Source organism: Paenibacillus alba (assembly GCF_013204855.1).
Lineage (GTDB): Bacteria > Bacillota > Bacilli > Paenibacillales > NBRC-103111 > Paenibacillus_E > Paenibacillus_E alba.
This window is the reverse complement of sequence record NZ_JABMKZ010000020.1, coordinates 139,592-147,979: the sequence shown is the minus strand read 5'-3', so window position 1 is coordinate 147,979 and position 8,388 is coordinate 139,592. Positions and strand designations below refer to the sequence as shown.

The following is an 8,388-nucleotide window of genomic DNA, read 5'->3' as shown; positions in this document are numbered from 1 at the left end:
ACAATCGATATCAATGGGGATTAAAAAAGATGACCCCTGTGCAATACAGGAATCATCTATTGTTAGCTGTCTAGATTTAAACTGAGTTTTTTCAAGTGTCCTTGACAAAGGGTCCAGATCAAATAAACTGGATGCTTTTTTTTTGCCTTTTTGTGTCTGTAGATGAACCTTTTAAGCTGGTAGAAGAATAGAATACATAGAAAGGAAATGCTAGCAAGCCAGAAGGAGGTGATCACATGGCAACAAGACAGGAATTTATTGACCTCGTGGCGCCGATTGCCGTGAAGCTGCGCATGGAAGGTTCCCCTATTTATCCATCAGTGCGAATCACGCAGGCGATTTTGGAGACAGGCGGGAAGGTGAATGCGTGGAATAATCTGGTCGGTTATAAAGTGGGCAGCGGGATATTGACACTTTATTGGCAAGGTGATCGAGTTTCCGCCGTGACTTGGGAAGTCATCGATGGAACAAGGGTTGATAATGTGCCTGGCGATTTTCGAGCGTACTCTTCGATTGAATCAGGATTTCGTGATCAAGATCTCTTTTTTCAGACGGCAAGGTATGCCGGTGTTCGCGCAGCAAGTCATCCAGGTGAGCAGACATCGGCGCTGCAAAACAGCGGCTATGCCACTGATCCCGCCTATGCAGCTAAGCTGAATGCGATAATACAAGCGAATAATTTAACCCGTTATGACGAGGAGGTTACGAATATGCTCGAAGAGCTGCAAGCGCAATTAACAGCATTGCAAAATAGAGTTGCCGCATTGGAGGGCCAAATGGCGTTAGAAGCTATACCGCAATGGGCCGAGGCTGCTGTGAATGCAGCTGTCAAAGCGGGGTTGATCGATACGCCAAGCCATGGCAGCTATGATTTTTATCGTTTGTTAACTGTTCTGTTTCGGAAAGGAATTGTTTAACGTGATCTCAGTAAAAAAAGGGCCGCTAGTGAAGTTAGGAAGCTAATCCTAATACACCATGCGGCCTTTAATTTTAACATTTTCACCATATTTAACTTTCATAAGTTTGCTTTGCTCTAACATAAAGCTGTAAATTTCTTTCAAGCGATTTTTACGAGGCTTAATTGTTTCTTTAATTTCTCCGTTAACTACGATGTCGTAGACTAGCATGTTTGTTTCACTCCTTGTTTTGTCTTTCTATTAGTATTGTATGCGATGAATGTTAAATGACGATTAAAATTTCTTTTCAAATTTGTGAACAACCTTAAGGGAATGTTAAGTGAGGGTAAACAAATTCGGGAAAAGTGATCACTTTTTTTTATCGCATTTGGGGATATCTAGCATGTGCATAACTTTATACACATTATCCCCTTTACATTTAAAGAGATTATCAGACATATCAACAATCTACCCACAGGATATGCACAATCTTCTGTGGATAACGGAACGCTTGTTCTAATTTTTCCCCCGTGATAATATAATTACAAATTATAGAATAAAGGTGATTTCAGTGAGACAAATTAGCGACGAAACATTGATCGACTCTTATTACAAAGCACTGGATTTGAGATTGGAATCTGATTTTGTTGACCTATTGCTCGCAGAAATTCAAAGACGGAATTTGAAACTGTATGTTTTGCAGAAGGATGAAACACCGCTCAATTAAGAGTTGATCTGGATGGTATAACTGTGCGTGCAAGCGGAACATACGACAAGATGGATGCACGCACCCTGTTGGTCGAGCCTTGTTCCCACGGATGAGGAAACCTCATCGATCTCCAGATAAGGAGAATAGGGACCGACATAATCGCTTAGTCTTCCATAATCACTGACAGGCTGCGAGCAGTTAGGACATTCCGTATGCATTTCCTGCAGGCCATTGCAGACCGGACATATATAAGACAAAGGGGTATTCCTCCTAATCTGCGGATTAGGAATAGAATACCCCTTTTTATGTAGAAAAATGATTAAAATTTAAGGTTGCTGCTGTGTCCTGGTGAAAGCTTGGCTGTTGGGTCAATATAGACTTTGGCGTTGTTAATCGCAGTAGGAGCTTCTCCGAAGCCAACCGCAATCAATTTTAATTTACCAGGATAGGTTGTGATATCCCCGGCTGCGAAGATACCTGGAATGTTCGTTTCCATTCTGGAATCAACAACGATGGATCCATTTTCGATCTCAAGTCCCCATTCGGAGATCGGTCCTAGAGAAGACACGAATCCGAAGTTAATGATAACAGCATCGACATCGTGAACGGTTTCTTCACCGGATTTGATGTCTTTGAGCGTAACTTGCTCAATGCGGTCTGTCCCGTGCAGCGATGTGATTTCGGTAGGAGTCACAACGTTTACTTTGGAATTCATCAAGTTTTCAACACTGTGCTCATGGGCACGGAATTTATCTCTGCGATGAATAAGGGTTACTTTCTCAGCGATTGGCTCAAGCATCAGAGCCCAATCAACTGCGGAGTCGCCGCCGCCGCTGATCAATACTTTCTGACCTGCGAAAGCATTCAGATCGCTAACGAAGTAATGCAGGTTCTTCTTCTCGAACTGTGCCGCTTCGGGAAGCTCCAGACGACGTGGTTCGAATGCGCCAACCCCGCCAGTTACGATCACAGCGCGGCTGTAATGCGTGCCCAAGTCTGTCGTTACTTCGAAAAGACGCTCTTCGCTTTTCACCACTTGGTGGACTTTCTCTTCCAAACACACTTGGATAGGGAAATGTTTCATTTGGGAGAGCAGGTTGTTAACTAATTCTTGCGCTGTTACTTTCGGAAAGCCGGCAACATCGTAGATGTATTTCTCCGGATATAGAGCTGCAAGTTGTCCGCCAAGCTGCGGCATACTTTCAATAATTTTCACAGATGCTTGACGCATGCCTGCATAGAAGGAAGCGAACATCCCTGCAGGACCGCCGCCAATTACAATAATGTCTACAATGTCTTGATTTGTCTCTTTCTCGCTCATTTGAATAAACTCCTCCGATTCAGTTCCTTTGATGGTGAGTAAGAATAATTCTCAGTACAGTCACAATCATTATTCCATTATAAACGTCTCTTCTATTGAAGGAAACAGAAAAGTGTGATTTATTTATATATTTCGTTTATATATATGATAAGTTATGCTTACAATGCATGGACAAGCTAGAATGCCCTGTATGCCTTATTTTAAGCCAAAATAGCACTTGATATTTACTAATGAAAATTATATTATATCATGAGAATCAGTTTATCCATCTTGTGACGAATTTCAGCCTGTTTCATCATAATTCGCTGTGAGTGAGTGCAAACTAGAAGCAGTATACAACTTTTGAAGCTGTTTGTGTAAATTTTCACAAAATAGAGAAACCATAGGACTATAAATACGGATATGGAAGTGAGAGAAACATGAGTAGAATACCAAGAATCGTTATTTTAGGCGCCGGTTATGGCGGGATTCTTTCTGCTATTCGTTTGCAAAAAGAATTAAATTACAATGAAGCTGATGTAACACTTGTGAACAAGCATGACTACCATTACATTACAACACATCTTCATATGCCTGCGGCAGGGACGGATAATCCTGAAAATGCACGCGTGAACATTTTGAAGTTAATTGATGAATTTAAAGTGGATTTCGTGAAATCAACGGTTACACAAATCCGTCCTCATGAGAAAAAGGTTATTCTTGAAGATGGGACGCTTTCCTACGATTACCTGGTTATCGGCCTAGGCGGCGAAGCTGAAACCTTCGGTATTCCGGGACTTAAAGAGAATGCTTTGAACATTCGCAGTATCAATAGCGTTCGTTTCATTCGTGAGCACATTGAATATCAATTCGCGAAATTCAAGCGTGAACCGGACCGCAAGGATTACCTGACATTCGTTATCGGTGGAGCAGGCTTCACAGGCATCGAGTTCATCGGTGAACTTGCTGACCGTATTCCACAGCTTTGCAAAGAGTTCGACGTGGATCCTTCCTTGGTGAAGATTTATAATATTGAAGCAGCTCCAACCGCATTGCCAGGTTTTGATCCTGAGCTGGTTGAATATGCAATGAAAGTTTTGACCGATAAAGGCATCACTTTCAAAATCGGCACCGCCATCAAAGAATGTACGCCTGACGGTGTATTGATTGCCGGCGACGAGTTCATCAAAGCAGCTACTGTGGTATGGACAGGTGGAATCCGCGGCAACCATATGCTGGATGAAGCAGGTTTCGAAACGATGCGCGGCCGGATTAAAGTTGACGAGCATCTGCGTGCTCCGCAATTCGACAATATCTATGTTGTAGGCGACTGTTCCATCGTGATGAACGATGAAGGCAGACCATTCCCTCCAACGGCTCAAATCGCCATGCAGCAAGGCGAAGCTGTTGCGCATAACTTGATTGCTTCCATTCGCGGTTCGCAAATGAAAACATTTAAGTTCTCCAACAAAGGTACGGTGGCTTCCCTTGGCAAAGGTCAAGCGATCGGGATCGTAGGTTCCCGGAAATTGAAAGGTAACGTAGCAGCCATGATGAAAAAAGTGGTAGATATGAGATACCTGTACATTATCGGTGGCATTCCGCTCGTGATTCGCAAAGGGCGTTTCTAGGAATCTTCAAGCAACGGGGGAATAGCCATGCGGCACTGCAGTGTCCAAGTAAGAGGACTTCTTACCCGGGATGAACTGGATCGTTACAATGCTCTGATCGAGGTTGGTCATTTTCTGGAGTCTGAGAAACGTTATGACCATGTAGCTGTCGTCCAGAAGGAAATTGATATTCTAATTCTTCCTGCTATCGAACGATTGAAGGAGAAAGGTCGTCAACGTGACCGCGATACCGAGGCGTATTTGGCTCGTAAAGCGCAAATGGAAGCTGAATTAGAGGCTGCCCTGCGGGACGACGAGGATGAAGATTAATCATTTGCAAATAAGAAGCATCGCTCGGGATCAAGCGGTGTTTCTTTTTTTTTCCATATAAATCCATGGTGGTTGTTTATCCGCTTGCATAAATGTGCACAATGTGAAAAAGAGCGACAGACCAAAGGTCCATCACTCTTCATCTAACCATTAAACTTGAATTAATTGTGCGAATTTCTCAGGGGAAAGCAGATTGCCGACGTAGAAGTCGCCGAACTCGCCGAAACGTGCGCTGACTTCGTCAAAACGCATTTCATACACAAGCTTCTTGAAATGAAGCGGGTCTTCCGAGAAGAGGGTAACGCCCCATTCCCAATCATCCAAGCCAACAGAACCTGTGATGATTTGTTTTACTTTACCTGCGTATGTACGTCCGATCATGCCATGGCTGCGCATCATCGTTTTGCGATCTTCGGCAGGGAGCATATACCAGTTATCATTACCATCGCGGCGTTTGTTCATCGGATAGAAGCAGATATGCTTCGCTTTGGGCAGAATCGGCTTCAAGCGTGCTTGCAATTCTGGATCTTCGGCCGGATCAACGCCCGGTTTAGCCAAGTAACTGCTTAATTCTACGATAGATACATAGGAATAGACCGGAATTGTAAATGCAGCGAAGCTGGATTTGTTAAAAGCATTTTCCAGATCATTCAGCTCTTCCAGCGTTTCACGCAATTGCATGAATACAAAATCGGCTTTTTGACCAACGATGCTATAAACGGCCGTGCTGCCGAGTTTATCGTTTTCGACTTGCTGCCATTGGGACAGGAAGGTATTTAGTTCTTCTGTTGCGTGTTTACGCTCCTGCGGGGTTGCAGCATGCCATGCGTTCCAGTCGATTAGACGGAAATCATGGAGCGCATACCAGCCTTCCAGCGTTTGTACGGCTTCACTCATGAGTGTTCCTCCATTCAAGGCTAATATCCCCTACATTGTATCCAATTCATGGAGAAAGGGCAAATGAACAAAGGGTGAAATGTGAAATGTTCAATTTGTGTACACTTTACCTGTATCCATTCGTGGATTACAATTATAAGGATAATATGAAGAGAATGAATTGGCTTTTGATAAGTTAAGGGGGAGCATATCGTGCTGCAAATGGTCATCGCCACTGTCTTGATGATGGTGTTATTTTTTGGAATCGGTTTTATTTTGAATATGTTGATGAAAACAACTTGGTTTCCGCTTTATGCGTTCATAGCTCTGGTTATCGGTGTTGTGATTTATGGATCAATTGGATCTGGGTCGGCTTCATTCCTTTCCAGCGGAGAGAGTTTCACAATTGTAGACATCGTACCGGCGATCGGTGGCTTGGCAGGCGCAATCCTGAGTGGATCAGCGATTAAAGCGCTGCGAATCCGAGGGTTCAAAATGTTTTAATGTCATAAAAGCAGGCAGAGTTGGTCACGCTAAGGTAGATTGACCGAAATTGATCTAACGGAGGAGACTACTTTGCCTTTTGCCTATGTGAATGGGACGATCCTGCATTATGAAATGACGGGAACCGGAACACCTATCGTCTTTATTCATCCGCCATTATTAACCTCGCAGGCTTTCGCCTATCAAAAGGATCAACTATCCGAACATTTCCAAGTGATTACCTTCGATATTCGAGGACATGGGGCCAGCCAATCCTCTGAGCGAACGCTCGACTATGCGCTTATTACGGAGGATATTCGTCAATTGATGGACTACCTTGAGATCGAGAAAGCATTCCTCTGCGGCTATTCTACCGGTGGATCTGTGCTGCTTGAAGCATTGCTCTCTTATCCGGAACGATTCCTAGGGGGAATCGTGGTTAGCGGAATGTCAGAATTGACAGATTCTTATAACAGAAGCCGGGCTTGGCTTGCGTCGAGAATGGCAGGTTCTGAGCTGCTGCTGAAGTTGTTGAAAAAGGCAGTCATCTATGGAAATGCGGATAACGAAGCGACCTATCGGCATCTGTACGAGAGTGCTCTCAGCGATGCTTCTGACAATGTGCAGTCCTTTTTTGAGCAGTCCCTTACATACTCTTGCACGAAGCGTTTGCACAGGATTCAGCATCCAATTCTTTTGATCTATGGTCAAAAGGACGTTATTTTTCATCGCTATGCGACGCTGCTCCACAAGGAGTTGCCGCACAGTTCGCTTTATTTCTTGAAGGAAGCCAAGCACCATATTCCCTTTAAGCAAGCTCCTAAGATGAATGATTTGATTCACCTATGGATAGATAGCTTGGAGGATGAGCAAACCGAGCGGGCACAGCTGGATTTATCGATAGCCAAGAAGCTGAACCCTGCGATGTACGGGCAGGAAACGAAAGAAGACCAGCCGAGAGCTGAATACACGAATTAGTAAAACAGCTCATCTTGAGCAGCCCAAAGAACCCCAGATTCCATGTTTAATGGAACTGAGGTTCTTTGGTGTTATTGGAAGGGTGGCATCTACAACAGTTACTCAGGGCTAGTTAAAACAATCTTCCCGACGGTTCGTCCTGCTTCAATGCGGGCATGTGCCTGCCGCAAGCTTGCAGCATTCATTGGCGTTAATTTCTCCGTCAAAGTAGTGCGCAGAATTCCTGTATCAACGAGCTGTGCGACTTCATTTAGCAGCTTGTGCTGTTCGATCATATCATCGGTTTGGAACATGGAACGGGTGAACATGAATTCCCAAACAAATGTGGCGCTTTTATTTTTCAGCAAAGTTAAGTTCAGCAGCTGGTCTGTTTCAACAATGGAGCAAATTTTGCCCTGAGGCGCGATGGCATCAGCTATGTTCTGCCAGTGCTGCTCCATACTGTTTAGACAGAAGATATAGTCAACATGCGGCAAGCCGATTGCGTTCAATTGAGGAACGAAGGAATCGTTATGGTTGATAATCTGATCGGCTCCCATCTCCTTGACCCAAGCAGCCGATTCGGGGCGGGAAGCTGTGCCAATGACCGTTAATCCGGCATATTTGGCGAGCTGTACGGCAATTGAACCTACACCTCCGGCAGCGCCTATGATCAAGATCGTCTTGCCTGTATTATTTTCTTTGCTGCGGGACAAGCCCAGTCTGTCAAACAAAGCCTCCCAAGCGGTGATCGCGGTGAGCGGAAGCGCCGCAGCTTCAGCAAAATTCAGAGCTGCCGGTTTGAATCCAACAATGCGTTCATCCACGAGATGAAATTCGCTGTTCCCGCCTGGGCGAGTAATACTGCCTGCATAATAAACTTCATCGCCTGGTTGAAATAAGGTGCAATCTGGACCTGTTTGCTCCACGACGCCAGCAACGTCCCAACCGAGAATTCTAGGGGAGGTTTCTTTCTTAGCTTTAGGAGCGCGAACTTTGACGTCGACCGGATTTACTGAAATTGCCTGGACTTTGACCAGCAAATCCTTGCCTGTTGGTACCGGCTTCTCAATCACAACATCTAGCAAACTTTCTGGATGCTCAGCATGTAAATATTGATAAAGCCCTACAGCTTTCATCGTTTGTTGTGTACTCATAATCCCATCACCTCATAATGATAATTGTTTCTACGGTTGTTAGTTTACTTCATATATTCTAAAATGGTAA

Annotated in this window: 11 protein-coding genes; 6 read left to right on the top strand and 5 right to left on the bottom strand. The window is 44.3% G+C overall.

The window, feature by feature from the left end; translation table 11 throughout:
• Window positions 1–236 precede the first annotated feature (236 nt).
• Window positions 237–917, top strand: coding sequence for a glycoside hydrolase family 73 protein (locus HQN90_RS23160; protein WP_173223061.1), 681 nt, complete (start codon window positions 237–239; stop codon window positions 915–917).
• 48 nt (window positions 918–965) lie between these two features.
• Here the strand turns inward: HQN90_RS23160 and HQN90_RS23155 are convergent, their stop codons facing one another.
• Window positions 966–1,127 (bottom strand): mechanosensitive ion channel protein MscL, encoded by a 162-nt coding sequence (locus HQN90_RS23155; protein ID WP_079409801.1) that lies wholly within the window; start codon window positions 1,125–1,127, stop codon window positions 966–968.
• Between the two features lie 340 nt (window positions 1,128–1,467).
• Here HQN90_RS23155 and sda point away from each other — a divergent pair, with 340 nt between their 5' ends.
• Window positions 1,468–1,623 carry a sporulation histidine kinase inhibitor Sda gene (gene sda, locus HQN90_RS23150; protein WP_173223059.1) on the top strand — a complete coding sequence of 52 codons (156 nt, stop codon included), beginning with the start codon at window positions 1,468–1,470 and terminating at the stop codon, window positions 1,621–1,623.
• Here sda and HQN90_RS23145 read toward each other — a convergent pair.
• A complete protein-coding gene (locus tag HQN90_RS23145; RefSeq protein ID WP_173223057.1) occupies window positions 1,620–1,862 on the bottom strand; it encodes a hypothetical protein in 243 nt (80 codons plus the stop codon). The two genes, sda and HQN90_RS23145, sit on opposite strands and share 4 nt — an antisense overlap.
• 62 nt (window positions 1,863–1,924) lie before the next feature.
• The gene (locus HQN90_RS23140) at window positions 1,925–2,926 is read right to left on the bottom strand and encodes an NAD(P)/FAD-dependent oxidoreductase (RefSeq protein ID WP_079409799.1); all 1,002 of its coding nucleotides are present in this window, start codon (window positions 2,924–2,926) and stop codon (window positions 1,925–1,927) included.
• A gap of 419 nt (window positions 2,927–3,345) precedes the next feature.
• On the opposite strand from HQN90_RS23140, the gene HQN90_RS23135 reads away from it, so the two are divergent.
• Both HQN90_RS23135 and HQN90_RS23130 read left to right on the top strand, forming a co-directional pair.
• Window positions 3,346–4,536, top strand: coding sequence for an NAD(P)/FAD-dependent oxidoreductase (locus HQN90_RS23135; protein ID WP_173223055.1), 1,191 nt, complete (start codon window positions 3,346–3,348; stop codon window positions 4,534–4,536).
• 27 nt (window positions 4,537–4,563) lie between these two features.
• Window positions 4,564–4,845, top strand: coding sequence for a hypothetical protein (locus HQN90_RS23130; protein WP_079409797.1), 282 nt, complete (start codon window positions 4,564–4,566; stop codon window positions 4,843–4,845).
• Window positions 4,846–4,995: 150 nt separating this feature from the next.
• Here the strand turns inward: HQN90_RS23130 and hemQ are convergent, their stop codons facing one another.
• Window positions 4,996–5,742 (bottom strand): hydrogen peroxide-dependent heme synthase, encoded by a 747-nt coding sequence (gene hemQ / locus HQN90_RS23125; protein ID WP_173223053.1) that lies wholly within the window; start codon window positions 5,740–5,742, stop codon window positions 4,996–4,998.
• A gap of 192 nt (window positions 5,743–5,934) precedes the next feature.
• Between hemQ and HQN90_RS23120 the strand changes: the two genes are divergently transcribed.
• Complete coding sequence (locus tag HQN90_RS23120) at window positions 5,935–6,225, top strand: YuiB family protein (protein ID WP_079409795.1); 291 nt, start codon at window positions 5,935–5,937, stop codon at window positions 6,223–6,225.
• 72 nt (window positions 6,226–6,297) lie between these two features.
• Window positions 6,298–7,182, top strand: coding sequence for an alpha/beta fold hydrolase (locus HQN90_RS23115; RefSeq protein ID WP_246362783.1), 885 nt, complete (start codon window positions 6,298–6,300; stop codon window positions 7,180–7,182).
• Window positions 7,183–7,280: 98 nt separating this feature from the next.
• Here HQN90_RS23115 and HQN90_RS23110 read toward each other — a convergent pair whose 3' ends face one another.
• Window positions 7,281–8,318 carry a zinc-binding alcohol dehydrogenase family protein gene (locus tag HQN90_RS23110; protein WP_173223051.1) on the bottom strand — a complete coding sequence of 346 codons (1,038 nt, stop codon included), beginning with the start codon at window positions 8,316–8,318 and terminating at the stop codon, window positions 7,281–7,283.
• Window positions 8,319–8,388 lie beyond the last annotated feature (70 nt).

Excerpts from the sequence above, each read along its gene's own strand:
- HQN90_RS23160 (WP_173223061.1), top strand. The coding sequence starts at position 237 with ATGGCAACAAGACAGGAATTTATTGACCTCGTGGCGCCGATTGCCGTG.
- HQN90_RS23155 (WP_079409801.1), bottom strand. The coding sequence starts at position 1,127 with ATGCTAGTCTACGACATCGTAGTTAACGGAGAAATTAAAGAAACAATT.
- HQN90_RS23140 (WP_079409799.1), bottom strand. The coding sequence starts at position 2,926 with ATGAGCGAGAAAGAGACAAATCAAGACATTGTAGACATTATTGTAATT.
- HQN90_RS23135 (WP_173223055.1), top strand. The coding sequence starts at position 3,346 with ATGAGTAGAATACCAAGAATCGTTATTTTAGGCGCCGGTTATGGCGGG.
- HQN90_RS23130 (WP_079409797.1), top strand. The coding sequence starts at position 4,564 with ATGCGGCACTGCAGTGTCCAAGTAAGAGGACTTCTTACCCGGGATGAA.
- hemQ (WP_173223053.1), bottom strand. The coding sequence starts at position 5,742 with ATGAGTGAAGCCGTACAAACGCTGGAAGGCTGGTATGCGCTCCATGAT.
- HQN90_RS23110 (WP_173223051.1), bottom strand. The coding sequence starts at position 8,318 with ATGAGTACACAACAAACGATGAAAGCTGTAGGGCTTTATCAATATTTA.